Origin of the sequence: Micromonospora fluostatini (assembly GCF_050410825.1) — a bacterium.
GTDB lineage: Bacteria > Actinomycetota > Actinomycetes > Mycobacteriales > Micromonosporaceae > Micromonospora > Micromonospora rosaria.
The window spans coordinates 5,460,281-5,480,971 of sequence record NZ_CP191251.1 but is presented as its reverse complement, the minus strand read 5'-3'; the positions used below and the strand labels follow the sequence as shown (position 1 = coordinate 5,480,971).

Below are 20,691 nucleotides of genomic sequence, written 5' to 3'. Positions count from 1 at the left end.
AAGGGCCCCCTCTTAACGCCTCCGGTAGAGGAAGGGCCCCTTGTTAACAGCTCTTCGGCGACCGGCCGGCCGGCGGTGATGTAACACCGTGCGGCGCAGTCACGCTGATCGTTGCGTAGGGCCCCGGGACGGGCGCGGAGCGGACGGCGGGGAGAGCAGCGGATGCGGGACCAGCCGCGCGGCACGGCACCGGCCATCGCCGACCGCCCTGCTGGTTCCCGCCGTCCCGGCCGCCCCGGGTGAGCCGACCGGCCGCCCCGCCGGCCCGCTGGGCCCTGTTGGTGTCCGGGCTGGTCGTGCCGCTGTCCGGGCTGGTCGTGCTGCTGGCGTGGCTCACCGACCACCACGTCGGCGCGGTGGCGGCGCCCGACGGTACCGGGGTCCGGTGGGCCCGGGTCGGCGCCGGCGGTGCGGCGGCGGCGCTGGAGCTGCTGCTCGGCCTGGTCCTGCTGCTCGGGACCGGCCGGCTGGCGGCGCAGGCGATCGGCGCCCACGTCCACGGTCGTCGGCGCTGGCAGCCGCGCGGGCCGCGCCCGGTGATCGACGCGCCGGTGTCGGTGATCGTGCCGGCGTACAACGAGGTGGCCACCATCGGGGCGACGGTGCGGTCCCTGGTCGCCAGCGCGTACCCGGCGGTGGAGGTGATCGTCGTGACGACGGCTCCACCGACGGTACCGCCGAGCTGGTGGCACGGATGCGCCTGCGGGGGGTGCGGGTGGTCCGGCAGGCCCACGCGGGCCGGCCGGCCGCGCTGGACACCGGCGTCCGGGCGGCCCGGACGGAGCTGCTGGTCCTGGTCGAGGGGGACACGGTGGTCGAGGCGGACACCGTCCTGCGGCTGGTGCAACGCTTCGCCGACGCCACCGTCGGCGCGGTCTGCGGCAACACCAGGGTCGCCGACCGGCGGCGGCTGCTCGGCCGGTGGCAACACCTGGAGTACGCGCTGGGCCGCAACCTCGACCGGCGGATGTACGACGTGCTCGGCTGCCTGCCCACCGTCCCCGGTGCGCTCGGCGCCTACCGCCGGCAGGTGCTCGTCGCCGTCGCTGGGGCACCGGCGGACACCCCGGCTGAGGCGACCGACCTGACCATGACGGTGCTCCGGGCCGGCTGGCGGGTGGAGTACGAGCCGGACGCGATCGCCTGGACCCCGGTGCCCGCCACCCCGGGCGGGCTCTGGCGGCAGCGGTACCGGCACTCCCACGACACCCTGCGGGCGATCTGGAAGCACCGGTACGCGGTGCGCGAGTCGGGCCCCGGCGGGAGGCTGGGCCGGCGGGCGCTGCCGTCCCTGCTGCTCTGCCGGTTCCTGTTGCCACTGGCCGCGCCGGTGGTCGACGTGCTCGCCCTGTCCGCGCTGCTCCACCGGCCCGGGGCCGGGTACCTGCTGGCCTGGGTGGGCCTGCTGCTGGCCCAGACCCTCACCGCCGGGTACGCGCTGTGGCTGGACGGGGAACGGCTCCGGCCACTGTGGCACCTGCCGGCGCAGCAACTCGCGTACCGGTACCTGATGTGCCTGGTGGTGGTGCGGTCGCTGGCCGCCGCCCTGGGTAAGGAAGGGCCCCCTGTTAACGCATTCGGTATAGGAAGGGCCCCTTCCTAACCGGGGCGGGGCGGGAGGATGGTCCGATGGAGCTCGTCTCGCTGGCGGAGGTCCGGGCCGCCGCCGCCGACCTCGCCCGGACCGTCCTGCGTACCCCGCTGCTCCCCACGCCGTGGCACGACCGGCTGTGGGTGAAGCCGGAGAGCCTCCAGCCGGTCGGCTCGTTCAAGCTGCGCGGCGCGACGCACGCGGTCGCCCGGCTCGACCCCGGGGCACGACGGCGGGGCGTGGTCACCCACTCGTCCGGCAACCACGGGCAGGCGCTGGCGTACGCCGCACGAACCGCCGGCATCCCGTGCACGGTGGTGGTGCCGGAGGGGGCGCCGACGGTGAAGGTGGACCGGATCCGGGCCCTCGGTGCCACCGTCCTGCTGGTACCCCCGGCCCGGCGGCTGGCCGAGGCCGAGCGGGTCGTCGCCGACACCGGGGCGGCACTGGTGCCACCCTTCGACGACCGGCGTGTCATCGCCGGCCAGGGCACCGTCGGCCTGGAGATCGCGCAGGACCTGCCCGACGTCGACGTGGTGCTGGTGCCGGTGGGCGGTGGCGGCCTCGCCTCCGGGGTGGCCACCGCGATCCGTGCGCTCCGGCCGGCGGCCACCGTCGTCGGGGTCGAGCCGGCGCTCGCCGCCGACGCCCACGAGTCGCTGGCCACCGGTGCCCTGACGAGCTGGGAGCCGGCGCTGACCTACCGCACGGTCGCCGACGGCCTGCGTACCAACCTCTCCGCGCTCACCTTCGCCCACCTGCGGGAACGCCTCGACACGGTGGTCACGGTGAGCGAGGCGGAGATCCTCGCCGCCACTGGACGCCTGGCCCGGGACGTACGGCTGGTGGCCGAGCCGAGCGGCGCGGTGGCGCTGGCCGCCCGGCTCTTCCACTCCGACGAACTGCCGCCCGGCCGTACCGTGGCCGTGGTGACCGGCGGCAACGTCGACCCGGCGCTGCTCGCCGGCCTGCTCACCGCCGCCGACGACCCGGCCGACCCGGCGCTGCTCACCGCCGCCGATCCCTCGGCCGACGAGGAGGAGCGGCCGACCGGTTAGGAAGGGGCCCTTCCTCTACCGGATGCGTTAACAGGGGGCCCTTCCTTACACCGTTACCGCTGGAAGCGGTCCAGGGTCCAGGCGTTGATGAACGCCTCCTCCTTCCAGGCGTCGTACCGACCGCTGGGCCCGCCGTGCCCGGCCCCCATCTCGGTCTTGAGCAGGTAGTCGCCCTGCGGGGCCACCGCGCGCAGCCGGGCGATCCACTTCGCCGGCTCGTGGTAGAAGACCCGGGTGTCGTTCAGGCTGGTCACCGCGAGGATCGCCGGGTACGCGACCGGGGCCACGTTCTCGTACGGGGTGTACGACTTCATGTACGCGTACACCTCGGGGTCGGCCAGCGGGTTGCCCCACTCCTCCCACTCGGTGACGGTCAGCGGCAGCGACGGGTCGAGGATGGTGTTCAGCGCGTCCACGAACGGCACCTGGGCGACGATCCCGGCGAACGCGTCGGGGGCAAGGTTCACCACCGCGCCCATCAGCAGGCCGCCGGCCGAGCCGCCCCGGGCCACCAGCCGGTCGGTGCTGGTCCAGTTGGCCTTGACCAGGTGCCGGGCGCAGGCGACGAAGTCGGTGAAGGTGTTCTTCTTGGCCAGCAGCTTGCCCTCTTCGTACCAGCGCCGGCCCAGCTCACCGCCGCCCCGGATGTGCGCCACCGCGAAGATCACGCCCCGGTCCAGCAGGGAGAGCCGGGTGATCGAGAACCACGGGTCCATGCTCGCCTCGTACGAGCCGTACCCGTAGATGACGCAGGGCGCGGAGCCGTCGCGCGGGGTGCCGACCCGGCTGACCAGGGAGATCGGGATGCGGGTGCCGTCGTCGGCGACCGCCCAGTCGCGGTGCTGCTCGTAGTCGGCCGGGTCGAACTCGCGCCCGTCCGGGCCGGGCCGGATCGGCTTGCGCCGACGCAGCGTCAGTGCCCGGGTGACCAGGTCGTAGTCGTAGACCGAGTCGGGGGTGACCAGGGAGGTGTAGCGCAGCCGGACGACGCCGGTGCGGTACTCCGGGTTGGCGTCCAGGCCGACGCTGTAGATCGGCTCCGGGAAGTCGATGTCGTACGAGTCGGAGGTGCCCGAGGGCAGCACCCGCAGCCCGGTCAGCCCGTTGCTGCGTAGCGAGACGACCAGGTGGTTCTCGAAGGCGTCGACCGCCTCCAGCCGGGTGCCGGGGGAGTGCTCGATCAGCGGAGCCCACTCCCCGGGGGCGTCCGCCGAGGTGTACGCCAGGGCGAAGTCCTCCGCCCCGTCGTTGTGCAGGATCAGGAAGCGGTGCCCGTGGTGCTCGACGGCGTACTCGACGCCCTGCCGACGCGGGGCGACGACGGCCGGCTCGCCGGTCGGGTTGCTCGCCGGGATCACCCGTACCTCGCTGGTGATCTTGCTGTGGATGTCGATCAGGATGAACCGCTCCGACCGGGTCAGCTCGACCCCCACCCAGAACCGCTCGTCGGGCTCCTCGTGGACCACCACGTCGTCGCCGGCCGGGGTGCCGATCACGTGCCGCCAGACCCGGTTGGGCCGCCACGCCTCGTCCACCGTGACGTAGAAGAGCACCGAGGCGTCGGCCGACCAGGCGGTGCCGTAGAACGTCCCGGGGATCTCGTCGGCGAGCACCTCGCCGGTGACCAGGTCCTTCACCCGCAGGGTGAACCGCTCGTCGCCGGAGAAGTCGGTGGAGTACGCCAGCCAGCGGCCGTCCGGGCTGACGTCGAACGCGCCGAGCGAGAAGAAGTCGTGCCCCTCGGCGAGCAGGTTCCCGTCGAGCAGCACCTCCTCGCCGTCGAGCGGGGCACCCGCCACGCTGATCGGCGGGTCGGTCTCGCCGTCGCGGACCGCCCGGCGGCACTGCACGCCGTACTGCTGGCCCTCGACCGTGCGGGTGTAGTACCAGTGGTCGCCCTTGCGGGCCGGCACCGACAGGTCGGTTTCCTGGGTGCGCCGCCGGGTCTCCTCGAACAGCTCCGTCCGCAGCCCGTCGAGGTGGGTCGTGCGCGCCTCGGTGAAGGCGTTCTCGGCCTTCAGGTAGGCGACGGTGTCCGGGTCTTCCTTGTCGGTGAGCCAGGCGTACTCGTCGACGACGGTGTCGCCGTGGTGGGTGCGTTCGCTGGGGACCCGCTTGGCGACGGGCGCGGAGGTCTCGGTGGTCACGGCGCCACGTTACCGGCCGAGCGGCGCCGGGACCGGGCACGGCGAGCGGCGTCGGGGCCCGGACGGGGCCCGGCGTCCGGCTTCCGGCGCGGGGAGGGAGGGTACGACGGCGGCGGTCGCCACCGGCCTCCAGTGTGGACTCCTGCCCGAGTGGGCATGGTGCGGCGGGACCGTTGAGGGGTACTCTCCGTCAGTTGATCGATACTCCCAGCCATCTATCTATCGAACACCTGTACGATAGCCGGCATGGTGGGAGCAAGGAGTTCCTCGATGGGTCGACCCGGAGCCTCCGACATCACCCGCCGGCTGGCGGAGATCTGTGGTTCCTCCTTCGCCCGGCTGGCCGGTCCGGCCGACGAGGTGGCGGGCCGCCCGGCCCGGTGGGTGGCGGTCCCCGGCGACGCGCCGGCGGCGGGCCGCGTGCTCCGCCTCGCCGCCGACCACGAACTGGCCGTGGTGCCGCGCGGGGCGGGGACGAAGATCGACTGGGGGGCCGCCCCGGACCGGGTCGACATCGTGCTGGACACCGGGCGGCTCGCCGGTTTCGGCCACCGCCCGGACGACGCGCCCGAGGTCGAGGTCGGCGCGGGCACCCCGATGCGGGCGGTCCAGGCCCGGCTCGGGCGCGGCGGGCAGTGGTTGCCGCTGGACCCGCCCTCACCCGGCGCGACCCTCGGCGGCGTGATCGCGGCGAACGAGCCCGGCCCGCTGCGGCACCGGCACGGCGGGCCGGCGAGTCACCTGGTCCGGCTGAGCTACCTGGACGCCGACGGCGAGTTGGCCACGGTGCCGGTTGACGGGGCGGCAGCCGCCGGGGGTGACCCGGTCCGGCTGCTCTGCGGATCACAGGGCGGGCTCGGCCTGCTGGTCGCCGCGACGCTGCGGGTGCAGGCCGTCCCCGCCTGCCGGTACTGGGTGACCTGCCCGGTGCGGCACCCGGCGGAGGCCCGCGACCTGGTGCAGGTGGTGACGACCGCCGACCTCGACCCGGCGGCGATCGAGGCGGACCTGCCCGCTGCCCCCGCGCTCTCCCCGTTCGTCCATCCCGCCCACCCCTCGGTCGCCGGTCGGGGCGTCTGGACCGGCAGCCTGGTGGTGCTGCTGGAGGGTGACCCCGCCGACGTCGCCGAGCGGGCCCGGCAGCTCACGGCCCTGCTCGGCCCGACCGCGAGCGGAGCCTTCCAGCCGCCGCCCTGGTGGGGGCGGTACCCGTTCGGCCCCGGCGACGTGGCCCTGCGGATCGAGGCGCCACCGGACCACCTGCACTCGCCTCTCTACGTGCTCCAGGACGTCGCCCGCGCGGTGTACCCGGAGGCGTCCGGCGTGCCGGTCCCGGCCCGGGGCTCCCTCGCCGCCGGGGTGCTGTACGCCGCGCTCGCCGGCCCGCTCGCCGCCGGTGATCGGGTGACCCGGATCGTCGACAGCCTGCGACAGACGCTGCTACCACGCGGGGGCCGGTGCGTCGTCGTGGCCGCCCCGCCGCAGGTCCGCGCCGCCGTCGACTTCCGGGCCGGTGTGCCGGTCCCGGCCGGGCTGCCCGAGGCCAAGGAGCGCGTGGACCCGCACCGCCGGCTCGCTCCCGGCCGCCTCCCCGGCGGTCTCTGACGCGGCGGCCGGGCCGGCCGCCCCGGGGCCGGCCGTCGTGCCGGCGTGGTCGGGGGCTCAGAGCGCGTCGTTGCGCAGGACCAGGATGGCGATGTCGTCCCGGGGCGTCTCCACCGAGAAGTTGATCGCGGTGGAGCGCAGTCGGGCGGCGACCACGTCGGCCGAGTATCCGCCCAGCGGGGCGGCGGCGTCCCGGAGACGCTCGGTGCCGAAGAGTTCCCGGCCCCGGCGGCGTTCGGTCACCCCGTCGGTGTAGAAGATCAGGGAGTCGCCGGGGTCGAGCAGGATCTCGGCCGCCGGGGAGGCGATCGAGTCGAGCAGACCCAGCGCGGTGCCCGTGGTGCCGACGAAGCTCGCGCCACCGGCGGCGCGCAGCAGCACCGGGCGGTCGTGCCCGGCCAGGTGCAGGGAGACCTCCAACTGGTCGCCCTCGCCCGGCCCGACCGCCGCCATGGCGAGCGTGCAGTACCGGCCGCCGCCCCGCTCGACAAGCGTCTCGTTGAGCCGGGACAGCGCCTCGGAGAGGGGCTTGCCGTCGCCGACCAGCACCCGGATGACGTCCCGGACCAGCCCGGTGACCGTCGCCGCCTGCACCCCCTTGCCCGACACGTCGCCGATCACCACCAGCCACCGCCCGTCCGGCAGCGGCAGGACGTCGTAGAAGTCGCCCCCGACGTCGGCGTCGTCGCCGGTGGGCACGTACTCGGCGGCGAAGCCGATGCCCTCGACCACGGGCAGGACCGGCGGCAGCAGGGACTGCTGGAGGGCCTGCGCCACCCGACGCCGCTCGGCGTGGATCCGCGCGTTCTCGATCGCCAGGGCCGCCCGCCGGGCGACGTCCTCCAGGACGGCGACCTCGTCCGGGTCGTGCCGGTGCCGCTGGTGCCGGCCCACCGCCAGGGTGCCGAGGCGCTGGCCCCGGGCGATCAGCGGGACCGCGAAACCCTCGGTCGGGGCGCCGAGCGGGATCTGCGAGCCGTTGCGGGAGGCCTCCCGCAGCCGCGCCTGGATCGAGTCCGGCCCGGTCTCGCGGAGCACCTGGTGCAGTTGGGGCAGGACCGACTCGTCGGCGTGGCTGGCCGCCGCGAGCTTGAGCCGCCCCCACTCGTCGGTGGTGTGCACCGCGCACCACTGGCCGAGCCGGGGGACCACCAGTTGCGGGATGAGCGCCATGGTCAGCTCGACGTCGAGGGACTGCGCGAGCAGTTCGCTCGCCTCGGCCAGGAAGGTCAGCCAGGCCTGCCGGCGTACGTCCGCCCGGCGCAGCCGGTCGTTCTCCAGGTGCAGCGAGAGACGCTCGGCGGCGAGGACGGCCAGCGGCCGGGCGTACCCGGAGGGCGCGGCGTCCAGCTCCAGCTCCCCGACGTACGGCCGGTGCACGGCCAGCGGTACCCGGAGCAGGTCGTGCCCGGTCCGGGGGTGCCGGCCGTACCGGGCGAGCACCTGAGCGCCGTGCCCGTCCCCCCGGTCCAGCCGGAACACGCCACCGGCCGCGCCGATCATCTCCCCGACCCGGGTCAGCAGGTCGGTGGCGAACTCGGGCAGCGGGTCGTCGGCGTACGGGTCGGGGGAGGTCTGCATCAGTTCGCTCATCGCCGCGGCGCTCGGCGTCGAGCCGTCCGGGCCGGCCCGGTTGCCGGCCGTGGCGGAGCGGGCGGAGGACTCCCGCCGATCCGGGGGCTCCGGTCCCGCCGGCTCGCCGGCCGGGCGTTCCAGCCGGAACCAGACACCCTTGCCGGTGGGCAGGTACGTGGTGCCCCAGCGGCTGGCGAAGTGGTCCACCAGCAGCAGGCCCCGGCCGCGCTCCGCGACCTCGGTGATCTCGGTGGCGTCGTTGCGGACCCCGACGATCAGGTCGTCCACCGGCCCGGAGGCGAAGTCCGACACGGTGACGGTGAGCCCGACCTCGTCCGCGACGACCTCGATGTCCAGTTCGGTGCCCGCGTGCTCCACCGCGTTGGTGGACAGCTCGGTGGTCAGCAGCAGTGCCTCGTTGACCAGCTCGTTGAGGTCGGCCTCGGCGAGCACCGAGCGGACCACGGCGCGGGCGGCGGCCGGGGTACGCCGGTCCGCGGGCAGCCGGACCCGCCGGACGTGCTCGTCCGGGCCACCGTCGATCGCGGCCCCCGCCTCCGCTGACACCCTTCGTATCCTGCCCCGCCGGAAGCCGGGTGCCAAGCCGATCCGACCGCGTCGGGCCGCCGCCCGACCTGCACCGGCCCGGCGCACCCCCGCCCACGGCGGCCGGCATGTCGGATGGCGCGTACCCAGCGTGGCGACCTGGCACGTCGAATGGCACCGACGCGGTCGCGGGCACAATGATGGGATGGCCGGCCTGCCGGCCTGCGCCCGGAGCCCCGAGCTTTGCGAGGAATGATGACCACGGCGAAACAGTCCGTCACCACGGACCCGGCCGCGCAGGATCGTGACGCGGTGCTCGACGAGCTGGTGACGGCGTTGCGGCGAATCCGGCACGGTGACCTCAAGGTCCGGCTGCCCCGCCGGTCGGGCGCGGCCGGTGAGGTTGCCGAGGCGTTCAACGAGGTGGTGGCGCTCCAGGAGCGGCAGAACCTGGACCTGCGCCGGATCAGCCGGATCGTCGGCCGGGACGGTCGGCTCACCGAGCGGCTCGACGAGGAGGGGTTGGAGGGCGCCTGGGCCGAGGGGCAGCGGGCGGTCAACTCGCTCATCGACGACCTGGGCCGGCCCACCACGGAGATCGCCCGGGTGATCGTGGCGGTGGCCGACGGTGACCTGTCCCAGCACATGGCGCTGGAGATCGACGGTCGGCCGCTGCGCGGTGAGTACCTGCGCATCGGGCGGACCGTCAACACCATGGTCGACCAGCTCTCCTCCTTCTCCTCCGAGGTGACCCGGGTGGCCCGGGAGGTGGGTACCGAGGGTGAGCTGGGCGGGCAGGCCGACGTCCGGGGCGCGGCCGGCACCTGGAAGGACCTCACCGACTCGGTCAACACCATGGCGTCGAACCTGACCCACCAGGTGCGGTCGATCTCACAGGTGGCCACGGCGGTGGCCAAGGGCGACCTGTCGCAGAAGATCACCGTGTCGGCGAAGGGCGAGGTCGCCGAGTTGGCGCACACCTTCAACTCGCTCACCGACACCCTGCGGCTCTTCGCCGAGCAGGTGACCCGGGTGGCCCGCGAGGTGGGCACCGAGGGCAAGCTCGGCGGTCAGGCGGAGGTGCCGAACGTCGCCGGCACCTGGAAGGACCTGACCGACAGCGTCAACTCGATGGCGTCCAACCTGACCGCCCAGGTGCGCAACATCGCCCAGGTCTCCACGGCGGTCGCCCGGGGTGACCTGTCGCAGAAGATCACGGTCGCCGCGCAGGGCGAGATCCTGGAGCTCAAGGACACCGTCAACACGATGGTGGACCAGTTGTCGTCGTTCGCCGACGAGGTGACCCGGGTGGCCCGCGAGGTGGGTACCGAGGGCAAGCTGGGTGGTCAGGCCCAGGTGCGCGGGGTCTCCGGCACCTGGCGGGACCTGACCGAGAACGTCAACCAGCTCGCCGGCAACCTGACCAGCCAGGTACGGAACATCTCGCAGGTCTCCACGGCGGTCGCCAAGGGTGACCTGTCGCAGAAGATCACCGTGGACGCCCGGGGCGAGATCCTGGAGCTGAAGAACACCGTCAACACGATGGTGGACCAGTTGTCGTCGTTCGCCGATGAGGTGACGCGGGTGGCCCGGGAGGTGGGCACCGAGGGCAAGCTGGGTGGTCAGGCCCAGGTCAAGGGCGTCTCGGGTACGTGGCGGGACCTGACGGACAACGTGAACTCGATGGCGTCGAACCTGACCAGCCAGGTGCGGAACATCGCCTCGGTCACCACGGCGGTGGCGAAGGGTGACCTGTCGCAGAAGATCACGGTGGATGCCCGGGGCGAGATCCTGGAGCTGAAGTCGACGGTCAACACGATGGTCGACCAGCTCTCGTCGTTCGCCGACGAGGTGACCCGGGTGGCCCGCGAGGTGGGCACCGAGGGCAAGCTGGGCGGCCAGGCCCAGGTGCGCGGCGTCGCCGGCACCTGGCGGGACCTGACCGACAACGTCAACTCGATGGCCTCCAACCTGACCGCCCAGGTGCGCAACATCGCCCAGGTCTCCACCGCCGTGGCGAAGGGTGACCTGTCGCAGAAGATCACGGTGGATGCCCGGGGCGAGATCCTGGAGCTGAAGTCGACGGTCAACACGATGGTCGACCAGCTCTCGTCGTTCGCCGACGAGGTCACGCGGGTGGCCCGGGAGGTGGGCACCGAGGGCAAGCTGGGTGGTCAGGCCCAGGTCAAGGGCGTCTCGGGTACGTGGCGGGACCTGACGGACAACGTGAACTCGATGGCGTCGAACCTGACCAGCCAGGTACGCAACATCGCCTCGGTCACCACCGCGGTCGCCAAGGGTGACCTGAGCCAGAAGATCACCGTCGACGCGCAGGGCGAGATTCTGGAGCTGAAGAACACCGTCAACACGATGGTCGACCAGCTCTCGTCGTTCGCCGACGAGGTCACGCGGGTGGCCCGCGAGGTCGGCATCGAGGGCAAGCTCGGCGGTCAGGCGCAGGTCAAGGGGGTCTCCGGCACCTGGCGGGACCTGACCGAGAACGTCAACCAGCTCGCCTCGACGCTGACCACCCAGCTCCGGGCGATCGCGCGGGTGTCGACGTCGGTGACCCGGGGCGACCTGACCCAGCGGATCGCGGTGAAGGCGCAGGGCGAGGTCGCCGAGCTGAAGGACAACATCAACCAGATGATCGTCACCCTGCGGGAGACGACCCACAAGAACGCCGAGCAGGGCTGGCTCGACTCCAACCTGGCCCGGATCGGCGGTCTGCTCCAGGGCCAGCGGGACCTCGGCGAGGTCTGCCGGATGATCATGATGGAGGTCACCCCGCTGGTGGACGCGCAGCTCGGCGCGTTCTTCCTGGTCGACAACTCCGAGGGGGTGGTCCGGCTGCGGCTGACCGCCTCGTACGGGTACGTCTCCCGGGGCCACGACGTCACCTTCGGGCCGGGGGAGGGGCTGGTCGGGCAGACCGCGCTGTCCCGCCGGACCATCCGGGTCGGCGCCGTGCCGGACGGGCGGCTCATGCTCCGCTCCGGCCTGGCCGAGACGCCCCCGGCCGACCTGGTCGTGCTCCCCGTCCTCTTCGAGGGCGAACTGCTCGGCGTGATCGAGTTCGCCAGCGTGACCCCCTTCTCCGAGCTGCACCTGTCGTTCCTGGAGCGGCTGGTGCTCACCATCGGCATCGCGGTCAACACCATCCAGGCCAACCGGCGTACCGAGGAGCTGCTCGCCCAGTCGCAGCGGCTCGCCCACGAACTCCAGGAGCAGTCGGCGGAGTTGCAGCGCACCAACGCCGAACTGGAGGACAAGGCGAAGCTGCTCAGCGAGCAGAAGGCCAACATCGAGACCCAGAACCGGGAGATCGAGTTGGCCCGGCTCGGCCTGGAGGACAAGGCGCAGCAGCTCACCCGGGCCTCGGCGTACAAGTCGGAGTTCCTGGCCAACATGAGCCACGAGCTGCGCACGCCGCTGAACTCGCTGCTGCTGCTGGCCCGGCTGCTGATGGAGAACTCGGAGCAGAACCTCACCCCGAAGCAGATCGAGTTCGCCCGGACCATCCACGGCTCCGGGTCGGACCTGCTGCGCCTGATCGACGACATCCTCGACCTGTCCAAGATCGAGGCGGGCCGGATGGACGTCGAGCCGACCGAGATCCGGTTCGCCGAGATCCGCACCTACGTCGAGCAGGCGTTCGCGCCGCAGGCCGAGGAGAAGGGCCTGGACTTCCAGGTACGGGTCGCCCAGGAACTGCCGCCGGCGCTGGTCACCGACGCGCAGCGACTCCAGCAGATCCTGCGCAACCTGCTCTCCAACGCGGTCAAGTTCACCGACAACGGGGCGGTGACGCTGCGGATCGGGCCGGCCGCGGAGAACGCGGTGTTCGACGTGCCGGCGCTGACCAACGCCCGGCAGGTGATCGCGTTCACCGTGATCGACACCGGGATCGGCATCTCCGACGACAAGCTGTCGCTGATCTTCGAGGCGTTCCAGCAGGCCGACGGGACCACCAGCCGCCGCTACGGCGGCACCGGTCTCGGGCTGTCGATCAGCCGGGACCTGGCCCGCCTGCTCGGCGGCACGATCACCGTGGCCTCGGCGCCCGGCCAGGGGTCGACGTTCACCCTCTTCGTGCCGGACGTGCTGGCGCCGGACGCGGTGGTGGCGCCGCTGCCGCCGTCGCCGGCCCGGGCCGGACTGCCGTCCTCGCTGCTGATGCCGCCGTTGGAGTTGCCGCCGGCGCCGGAGACCCCGGCGACCCGGCAGTTGGAGGGCGCCACGGTGCTGATCGTCGACGACGACGTCCGAAACGTCTTCGCGCTGACCAGTGCGTTGGAACTGCACGGGATGACCGTGTTGTACTCGGACAACGGCGCCGACGGCGTACGGGTCCTGGCAGAACATCCGGAGGTGGACATCGTGCTGATGGACGCCATGATGCCGGACCAGGACGGGTACGAGACGACCAGGCAGATCCGGCGCAACCACCGCTTCGCCGACCTGCCGGTGGTCTTCCTGACCGCCAAGGCGATGCCGGGCGACCGCGAGTCCGCGCTCGCGGCGGGCGGCAGCGACTACATCACCAAGCCGGTCGACCTGGACGAGTTGATCGAGCTGATGTCGACCTGGATCGGTAGCAGTCGAGGCAAGGAGAGTTCGTGACCCAGATGGCGAAGGCGCTGCTGGTCGACGACCGCCGGGAGAACCTGATGGCCCTGGAGGCGATCCTCCAGGGCCTGCCGGTCCAGTCGGTGGCCGTGGAGAGCGGGGAGGCGGCGCTGAAGCAGCTCCTGGTCGACGACTTCGCGGTGATCCTGCTGGACGCCCAGATGCCGGACATGGACGGCTTCGAGACCGCCGGCCACATCAAGCGGCGCGAGCGCACCCGGCACGTACCGATCATCTTCCTCACCGCCGCGGACCGGGACGCGCAGCTCGCCCTGCGCGGCTACGCGGCCGGGGCGGTGGACTACCTGACCAAGCCCTTCGACCCCTGGGTGCTGCGGGCCAAGGTCTCCGTCTTCGTGGAGCTGTGGGTCAAGAGCCGGCAGCTCGCCGCCCAGTCGGACCTGGTCCGGGAGCGCGAGGCCCAGTGGCGCACCCTGACCGAGGCCGTCGACGAGGCCACCGCCCTGCTCCGCGCCGCCACCCCCGACAGCCGTACCCAGGCCGTGGAGATCCTCGAACAAGCCCGCTGGGGTCCCACCCCCTGACCCCCGACCCGTGCGTTGATCAAGGGGTTTGCGTCAGCATCCGGCCGCCGGGCGACGTGAACCCCTTGATCACCCCGCAGGGCGGAGGAGGGGCGGCGCGGGTGGGTCAGGGGGTGGACTGGTTGTTGCGGATCATCAGGGCGGAGCGGAGGCCGGTGATGTCCAGGACGCGGAGCAGGAAGTCGCCCACGTTGGTGAGGACCAGCAGGCTCTGGGCGTGACTGGCCTTGCGGCTGAGGACGACGAGGGTGCCCAGACCCTGCGAGTCGCAGAAGGTCACCCCGCCGAGGTCGAGCACCAGCCGGGGTGGCGGCTCGGTGAGGGCCTCGTTGACGACGGTCGACAACTGGGCTGCCGTGAGCATGTCGATCTCACCGGCGAGGCGAAGGACGACTTCGTCTCCCGTCCGGTGTAGCGTGATGGACAGTTCGGCACGATCCACCCGGTCAGCCTAGCGCGATCCGTCAGCCCCGGCCCGCTGAGGCGGCTCAGGCGTGTACGCCGAGCCGGGTTCGCCGGTGATCCGGTGCCGGTGGCGGCCTGCCCCGACCGGCCGGCCCACCCCTCACCAGGTGCCCGCCACAGCGGTGGTCGGGAACGGTCGGCGGGGTGAGCCCGGTAACCCCGATCCGGGGTGGCTGTGGATTCGCCTTTCGACGCTGACACAATGGCGGCATCGTGACCGAATTCCTGCCCGCCGGATCCGGCCGTTACCCGGCCGACGCGCCGGCCTCCGAGGCCCTGTTCGACCGCGCCCGCGCCCTGGTGCCGGGCGGGGTGAACTCGCCCGTGCGCGCCTTCCGCGCGGTGGGCGGCACCCCGCGCTTCATGGTCCGGGGGGAGGGGCCCTGGCTCTACGACGCCGACGACCGGCGCTACGTCGACCTGGTCTGCTCCTGGGGGCCGTTGATCCTCGGGCACGCCCACCCCGAGGTGGTGGCCGCCGTGCAGGCCGCCGCCGCGCGGGGCACCAGCTTCGGCGCGCCCACCCCCGGTGAGGTGGAGTTGGCCGCCGAGATCGTCGAGCGGACCCCGCTGGAGCAGGTCCGGCTGGTCAACTCGGGCACCGAGGCGACCATGTCGGCGATCCGCCTGGCCCGGGGTTTCACCGGGCGCTCCAAGATCGTCAAGTTCGCCGGCTGCTACCACGGGCACTCCGACGGGCTGCTCGCCGCCGCCGGCTCCGGCGTGGCGACCTTCGGCCTGCCCGACTCGCCCGGCGTCACCGGGGCGGCGGCCGGGGACACCATCGTGCTGCCGTACAACGACGTCGCCGCCGTGGCGGAGGTGTTCGCCGCCGAGGGGCCCCGGATCGCCGCGATCATCACCGAGGCCGCCGCCGGGAACATGGGCGTCGTCGCCCCCCGGGACGGGTTCAACCAGGCGCTCGCCCGGATCGCCCACGAGCACGGCGCGCTGCTCATCGTCGACGAGGTGATGACCGGGTTCCGGGTCTCCCGCGCAGGCTGGCACGGCGTCGACCCGTGCGACGCCGACCTGTGGACGTACGGGAAGGTCATGGGGGGTGGGCTGCCCGCCGCGGCGTTCGGCGGGCGGGCGGAGATCATGGCGAAGCTCGCCCCGGCCGGTCCGGTCTACCAGGCCGGCACCCTCTCCGGTAACCCGCTGGCCTGCGCCGCCGGCCTGGCCACCCTCCGGCTCGCCGACGCGGCGCTCTACCGGAAGCTGGACGACACCGCCGCCGTGGTGAGCGGGCTGGCCACCGAGGCGCTCGCCGCCGCCGGGGTGCCGCACCGGCTCTCCACCGCCGGCAACATGTTCTCGATCTTCTTCACCGACGCCGACGTCGTGGACTACGACACCGCCCGCACCCAGCAGGTGCCGGCGTTCAAGGCGTTCTTCCACGCCATGCTCGCCGCCGGGGTGTACCTTCCGCCGAGCGCGTTCGAGGCGTGGTTCGTGTCGGCGGCGCTCGACGACGCCGCCCTGGAACAGATCGCCGGGGCCCTCCCGGCGGCAGCGACGGCAGCGGCAGCGGCAGGCACCGGGGGGTAGACAGCGTGAGCAGTACGGTCGTCCACGTGCTCCGGCACGGTGAGGTGTACAACCCCGGCCAGATCCTCTACGGCCGGCTACCCGGTTTCCGCCTCTCCGAACTGGGCGTGCAGATGGCCAAGGCCGCCGCTCAGGGCCTGGCCGAACGTGACGTGGTGCACGTGGTGGCCAGCCCGCTGGAACGGGCCCAGCAGACCGCCGAGCCGATCGCCGCGCAGTTCGGGCTGCCGGTCGGGGTCGACGAGCGGCTGATCGAGAGCGCGAACTGGTTCGAGGGCAAGAAGGTCTCCCCGGGCGACGGCTCGTTCCGCGACCCGCGCAACTGGTGGGTGCTGCGCGACCCGGTCACCCCCTCCTGGGGCGAGGCGTACGTGGTCATCGCGGAACGCATGTTCGCCGCCCTGCACGCCGCCCGGGTCGCCGCCGAGGGGCGGGAGGCGGTGCTCGTCTCGCACCAACTGCCGATCTGGACCCTGCGCCGGTACGTCGAGCGCAAGCGGCTCTGGCACGACCCACGCCGGCGGCAGTGCGGGCTGGCCAGCCTCACCTCGTTCCACTTCGACGGCGCCAAGGTGGTCGGCATCGGGTACACCGAGCCGGCCGCCCACCTGATCGCGATGTCGCCGACCGCGCGGACGGCCAAGGGGGCCTGATGCGCGCCCGCAGGTGGATCACCGCGCTGCTCGCCGCCGTGACCGTCACGGCGGGCCTGGTCGGCTGCTCCGCCGAGCAGGGTGAGCAGCGGTGCACCAACACCGACGGCATCATCGAGTGCGCCCCCGAGGACCGGTCCACGGTCCCCGAGGTGACCGGTGAGCTGCTCGACGGCACCTCGTACGACCTGGCCGACACCCGGGGTCAGGTGGTGGTGGTCAACTTCTGGGGCTCCTGGTGCAACCCGTGCCGGGCCGAGGCCGACGACCTGGAGAACACGTACCAGGCCACCAAGGACTCCGGGGTCACCTTCCTCGGCATCAACGTGCAGGACGACCGGGACAAGGCCGTCGCGTTCGAGGAGAGCTTCAAGGTCACGTACCCGAGCCTCTTCGACCCGGCGAGCCGGCTGGCGCTGCGCTTCGACATCGCGCCGAACAGCATCCCGGCCACCTTCATCCTGGACCGGCAGGGCCGGATCGCCACGGTGATCCGGATGGCGGTCACCGAGGAGCGGATCCTGCCCGCCGTCCGGAAGGTCGCCGCCGAGCAGGCGGCGCTGGCCGGTCCGGGCTGATGGGCGAGACGTTCCGGGAGCTCGCCCAGAGCGGCCCGCTGCTGCTCGCCGTCGGCGCGGCGGCGCTGGCCGGGCTGGTCAGCTTCCTCTCCCCGTGCGTGCTGCCCCTCGTGCCCGGCTACCTCTCGTACGTCACCGGCCTGGCCGGCGCCGACCTGGAGGGCCGCCGGGGTGCAAGGAAGGGCCCCCTGTTAACGCCTTCGGTAGTAAAAGGGCCCCCTGCTAACACCCCGGCACCCGGTGCACCCGGTGCGCCCGCCGCAGCGGCGGGCGGCGGAGTCGCCGTGCGGGAACGGGCCGGGGACGACCGGGCCGGGGACGCCGCAGAGTCAGGGGCGGAGCCCCCGACGCGGGGGCGGTGGATGGCGGTCAAGGGCCGGGTGCTCGCCGGGACGCTGCTCTTCATCGCCGGGTTCACCGTGGTCTTCGTCTCCACCGCGGTCGTGGTGTCCCAGTTCGGCCGGCTGCTCTTCGAGTACGACCGGATCGTGGAGATCAGCGTCGGCTCGCTGATCGTGCTGCTCGGCCTCGGCTACCTCGGCGTGCTGCCCAGCCTGCAACGACAGTTCCGGATCAGCCGGCTCCCCTCCGCCGGGCTGCTCGGCGCCCCGGTCTTCGGCGCGGTCTTCGCGCTGAGTTGGGTGCCCTGCGTCGGCCCGACGCTGAGCGCGGTGATCGGGATGGGCATGGTCGGCGGGCAGACCGACCGCGCGGTGGTCCTCGCGGTGGCGTACTGCCTGGGGCTGGGGCTGCCCTTCGTCATCTTCGGGCTGGGCTTCGAGCGGCTGCTCGGGCTGTTCGCGGCGATCCGGCGTAACAGCCGGTGGGTCACCCGCGCCGGGGGCGCCCTGCTGATCCTGATCGGCCTGGCCCTGGTCACCGGCGGCTGGCAGGACTTCGTGATCTGGTTGCAGACCACCTTCGGGGTGGGCGAGGTGAGCATCTGATGACCGCCGTGCAGGACCGCACCGGCACCCCGGCACCGGCACCCCGGCGCCGGCCCAACCCGGTGCTGGCGCTGCTGCGCAACTCGTGGCGGCAGATCACCAGCATGCGTACCGCGTTGTTGTTGCTCTTCCTGCTCGCGGTGGCGGCCATCCCCGGCTCGGTGCTGCCGCAGCGCGGGGTGAACCCGGAGGACGTGCGCGACTACTACGCCGCGTACCCGGATCTCGCCCCGGTGCTGGACCGGATCGGCGCGTTCGACGCCTTCGGCTCGGTCTGGTTCTCCGCGATCTACCTGCTGCTCTTCACCTCGCTGGTCGGCTGCATCCTGCCCCGGCTGCGCGACCACGTCCGCGCCCTGCGGATGACCCCGCCGGCCGCGCCGAAGCGGCTGGACCGGCTCCCCCAGCACGCGGTCCTCGCCGCCCCGGCCGGCGGCGCCGAGGCGATCGCCGCCACCCTGCGCAAGCGCCGCTGGCGGGTCGCGGTGCGCGGCGACGAGGTCTCCGCCGAGAAGGGGTACCTGAAGGAGACCGGCAACCTGCTCTTCCACCTGTCCCTGGTGGCGGTGCTGATCGCCTTCGCGCTCGGGTCGTGGTACGGCTGGAGCGGCAACCGGCTGCTGGTGGCCGGCGAGGACAAGGCGTTCTGCAACACCCGGCAGCAGTACGCCGAGACGGACATCGGCCCCCGGGTCGCCGACGCCGACCTGCCCGGGTTCTGCCTGACCCTGGATGAGTTCGAGGCCCGCTTCCTCGCCGACGGCCAGCCGGAGTTCTTCAACGCCCGGGTGGGCGTGGAGGAACCGGGCCGGGAGCTGCGCAGCGCCGACTTCTCGGTGAACTCGCCGCTGCGGCTGGACGGGGCCAACGTCTACCTGCTCGGCCACGGGTACGCGCCGGAGATCAGGTACACCGACCGCAACGGGCGGGCCCAGACCAGCGTCGTGCCCTTCCTGACCACCGGGGACATGGGGCTGACCAGCGAGGGGCTGGCCGCCTTCCCGGACGTCAACGTCGACCCGGCCACCGGGGAGCGCAACCCGGAACTCCAGATGGCCTTCGAGGGGATCTACCTGCCCACCGCGCCGCAGGAGCCGCCGTACGTCCGCTCCGAGTACCCGACCGAGCGGAACCCGGCCGTGTTCCTCATCGGGTACCGGGGCAACCTGGGGTTGGACGCCGGCATCCCCGGCTCGATCTACCGGCTCGACCAGCGGCAGGTGACCACCGGCAAGCTCACCCAGCTCGGTGAGGCGAAGCTGCTGCGCCCCGGCGAGAAGTGGACCCTGGACGACGGCACGTCGGTGGAGTTCCTCGGCACCCGGCGCTACGTCACGCTCTCCGTCCGGCACGATCCCGGCTCGACGATGATGCTGGTGAGCTGCGGCTTCCTGCTGGTCGGGCTGCTGGGCTCGCTGTTCGGCCGGCGCCGCCGGGTGTTCTTCCGGGTCGGCGCCGCCCCCGCGAGTGGATCTCCGACGGGCAGTAGTAGTTTGGTCGAGGCCGGTGGCCTTCCGCGCACCGACCACCCCGGGTTCGCCGACGAGTTCGCCGCTCTCGTCGCCGCGATCGGCGACGGCGGTCGGGCGGGCACGCCGACCGGCGTGGACGGCGACACCGGGGCCGGCACGGGCCGGGCCGACCAGGACCGGGCCCGGACGCGAGAAGGGACCGAGTGATGGCTGCGCTCTCCGACCAACTGGTGTCGATCGCGATCCTGCTGTACCTGGCCGCGATGATCTCCCACGCGGTCGAGTACGCGCTCGGCAACGGGCGTGCCATCACCCGTCGTGCGGCCCCCGCCCGGGAACTGGTCGGCGCGGGCGTCGCGGCCGGTGGCCCGACCACCGCGACCGGGGCCGGCATCGGGAAGGAGCCGGCGACCGGCGACGCGGGCGTGACGACCGGCGATGCGCCGGCCGGGGCCGGCCGGAAGAGGCCGCCGGGGCAGCGGGCGCGGCTGGCCGGCCGGATCGCGGTCGCCCTCACCGGGCTCGCCGCTGTGCTGCACCTGGTCGCGCTGATCACCCACGGCCTCGCCGCGAACCGGATGCCCTGGGGCAACATGTACGAGTTCGTGCTGACGGTCTCGTTCATCGGGGCCGCCGCCTGGCTGGCGGTGCTCTGGAAGCTCCCCGCGCTGCGCGGACTCGGGCTCTTCCTCACCCTGGTCATGGTGCTGCTGCTGGCCACCGCCGAGCTGGTGCTCTACGTGCCGATCGTGCCGCTGGTCCCGGCGCTGAACTCGTACTGGTTCATCGTGCACGTCTCCACCGTCGTCTTCGCCTCCGGGCTGTTCCTGCTCGGGGCGGTCCCGGCGGTCGCGTTCCTCATGCGCAACGGGTACGAGCAGGGCCGGCGCAGTTTCCCGTACACCCTGGCGAAGCGGCTGCCGGCGGCGGCCAGCCTGGAGCGGCTCACCTTCGGCCTGCACGCCTTCGCCTTCCCGGTCTTCACCTTCGCGGTGATCGCCGGGGCGATCTGGGCCGAGGCGGCGTGGGGCCGGCCGTGGGGGTGGGACCCCAAGGAGGTCTGGTCCTTCATCTCCTGGGTGGTCTACGCCGGGTACCTGCACGCCCGCGCCACGCCGAGCGTCAAGCGCAACGTGGCCGCCTGGCTGGCCGTGCTCGGCTTCCTCACCGTGCTGATGAACCTGTTCGGCGTGAACATCTTCTTCGAGGGCCTGCACTCGTACGGCGGCCTCTGAGCGGCTTCTACCGCAGCGGCGCTACCTCAGTGCCGTGCTGGGGCCCAGCTCCGAGGAGATGGTCCGACAGCTTCTTGTGCGCCTAACTATAGTA

General features: G+C 72.8%; 13 protein-coding genes and 1 pseudogene. 11 read left to right on the top strand and 3 right to left on the bottom strand.

The window, feature by feature from the left end; all coding sequences use genetic code 11:
* Positions 1–239: 239 nt before the first annotated feature.
* Both ACQUFX_RS24185 and ACQUFX_RS24180 read left to right on the top strand, forming a co-directional pair.
* Positions 240–1,603 (top strand): annotated as a pseudogene (locus tag ACQUFX_RS24185) (glycosyltransferase family 2 protein).
* A 26-nt stretch (positions 1,604–1,629) separates the two neighbouring features.
* On the top strand, positions 1,630–2,649 hold the full coding sequence (locus tag ACQUFX_RS24180) for a threonine ammonia-lyase (RefSeq protein WP_428962574.1): 1,020 nt from the start codon (positions 1,630–1,632) through the stop codon (positions 2,647–2,649).
* Positions 2,650–2,702: 53 nt separating this feature from the next.
* Here ACQUFX_RS24180 and ACQUFX_RS24175 read toward each other — a convergent pair whose 3' ends face one another.
* Positions 2,703–4,796 carry a S9 family peptidase gene (locus ACQUFX_RS24175; RefSeq protein WP_428962573.1) on the bottom strand — a complete coding sequence of 698 codons (2,094 nt, stop codon included), beginning with the start codon at positions 4,794–4,796 and terminating at the stop codon, positions 2,703–2,705.
* 270 nt (positions 4,797–5,066) lie between these two features.
* Here ACQUFX_RS24175 and ACQUFX_RS24170 point away from each other — a divergent pair, with 270 nt between their 5' ends.
* Positions 5,067–6,401, top strand: a complete 1,335-nt coding sequence (locus tag ACQUFX_RS24170; protein WP_428962572.1) for an FAD-binding oxidoreductase — start codon at positions 5,067–5,069, stop codon at positions 6,399–6,401.
* Between the two features lie 57 nt (positions 6,402–6,458).
* Here ACQUFX_RS24170 and ACQUFX_RS24165 read toward each other — a convergent pair whose 3' ends face one another.
* Entirely contained in the window at positions 6,459–8,543 is a 2,085-nt protein-coding gene (locus ACQUFX_RS24165; RefSeq protein ID WP_428962571.1) for a SpoIIE family protein phosphatase, read from the bottom strand.
* Between the two features lie 231 nt (positions 8,544–8,774).
* Here ACQUFX_RS24165 and ACQUFX_RS24160 point away from each other — a divergent pair, with 231 nt between their 5' ends.
* Positions 8,775–13,145, top strand: coding sequence for a hybrid sensor histidine kinase/response regulator (locus ACQUFX_RS24160; RefSeq protein WP_428962570.1), 4,371 nt, complete (start codon positions 8,775–8,777; stop codon positions 13,143–13,145).
* The gene (locus tag ACQUFX_RS24155) at positions 13,142–13,696 is read left to right on the top strand and encodes a response regulator (RefSeq protein ID WP_428962569.1); all 555 of its coding nucleotides are present in this window, start codon (positions 13,142–13,144) and stop codon (positions 13,694–13,696) included. The genes ACQUFX_RS24160 and ACQUFX_RS24155 overlap by 4 nt, the downstream gene beginning before the upstream one ends.
* Before the next feature lie 106 nt (positions 13,697–13,802).
* On the opposite strand, the gene ACQUFX_RS24150 is transcribed toward ACQUFX_RS24155, so the two are convergent.
* Complete coding sequence (locus tag ACQUFX_RS24150) at positions 13,803–14,138, bottom strand: STAS domain-containing protein (protein WP_067360858.1); 336 nt, start codon at positions 14,136–14,138, stop codon at positions 13,803–13,805.
* Between the two features lie 236 nt (positions 14,139–14,374).
* On the opposite strand from ACQUFX_RS24150, the gene hemL reads away from it, so the two are divergent.
* Genes hemL through ccsB form a run of 6 tightly spaced genes read left to right on the top strand, consistent with a single transcriptional unit; the run spans position 14,375 to position 20,597 of the window.
* Entirely contained in the window at positions 14,375–15,712 is a 1,338-nt protein-coding gene (gene hemL, locus ACQUFX_RS24145) for a glutamate-1-semialdehyde 2,1-aminomutase (protein ID WP_428962568.1), read from the top strand.
* A 5-nt stretch (positions 15,713–15,717) separates the two neighbouring features.
* Positions 15,718–16,365 carry a histidine phosphatase family protein gene (locus ACQUFX_RS24140; protein ID WP_067360853.1) on the top strand — a complete coding sequence of 216 codons (648 nt, stop codon included), beginning with the start codon at positions 15,718–15,720 and terminating at the stop codon, positions 16,363–16,365.
* A complete protein-coding gene (locus ACQUFX_RS24135) occupies positions 16,365–16,943 on the top strand; it encodes a TlpA family protein disulfide reductase (protein ID WP_428962567.1) in 579 nt (192 codons plus the stop codon). Before ACQUFX_RS24140 ends, ACQUFX_RS24135 begins: the two co-directional genes overlap by 1 nt.
* Positions 16,943–17,890 (top strand): cytochrome c biogenesis CcdA family protein, encoded by a 948-nt coding sequence (locus tag ACQUFX_RS24130; RefSeq protein WP_428962566.1) that lies wholly within the window; start codon positions 16,943–16,945, stop codon positions 17,888–17,890. The genes ACQUFX_RS24135 and ACQUFX_RS24130 overlap by 1 nt, the downstream gene beginning before the upstream one ends.
* Positions 17,890–19,569 (top strand): cytochrome c biogenesis protein ResB, encoded by a 1,680-nt coding sequence (resB, locus tag ACQUFX_RS24125; protein ID WP_428962565.1) that lies wholly within the window; start codon positions 17,890–17,892, stop codon positions 19,567–19,569. Before ACQUFX_RS24130 ends, resB begins: the two co-directional genes overlap by 1 nt.
* Positions 19,569–20,597 (top strand): c-type cytochrome biogenesis protein CcsB, encoded by a 1,029-nt coding sequence (gene ccsB / locus ACQUFX_RS24120; RefSeq protein ID WP_428962564.1) that lies wholly within the window; start codon positions 19,569–19,571, stop codon positions 20,595–20,597. The genes resB and ccsB overlap by 1 nt, the downstream gene beginning before the upstream one ends.
* Positions 20,598–20,691: the final 94 nt, after the last annotated feature.

Coding starts and splice junctions, on each gene's coding strand:
- ACQUFX_RS24180 (WP_428962574.1), top strand. CDS start 1,630: ATGGAGCTCGTCTCGCTGGCGGAGGTCCGGGCCGCCGCCGCCGACCTC.
- ACQUFX_RS24135 (WP_428962567.1), top strand. CDS start 16,365: ATGCGCGCCCGCAGGTGGATCACCGCGCTGCTCGCCGCCGTGACCGTC.
- ACQUFX_RS24170 (WP_428962572.1), top strand. CDS start 5,067: ATGGGTCGACCCGGAGCCTCCGACATCACCCGCCGGCTGGCGGAGATC.
- ccsB (WP_428962564.1), top strand. CDS start 19,569: ATGGCTGCGCTCTCCGACCAACTGGTGTCGATCGCGATCCTGCTGTAC.
- resB (WP_428962565.1), top strand. CDS start 17,890: ATGACCGCCGTGCAGGACCGCACCGGCACCCCGGCACCGGCACCCCGG.
- ACQUFX_RS24160 (WP_428962570.1), top strand. CDS start 8,775: ATGATGACCACGGCGAAACAGTCCGTCACCACGGACCCGGCCGCGCAG.
- ACQUFX_RS24130 (WP_428962566.1), top strand. CDS start 16,943: ATGGGCGAGACGTTCCGGGAGCTCGCCCAGAGCGGCCCGCTGCTGCTC.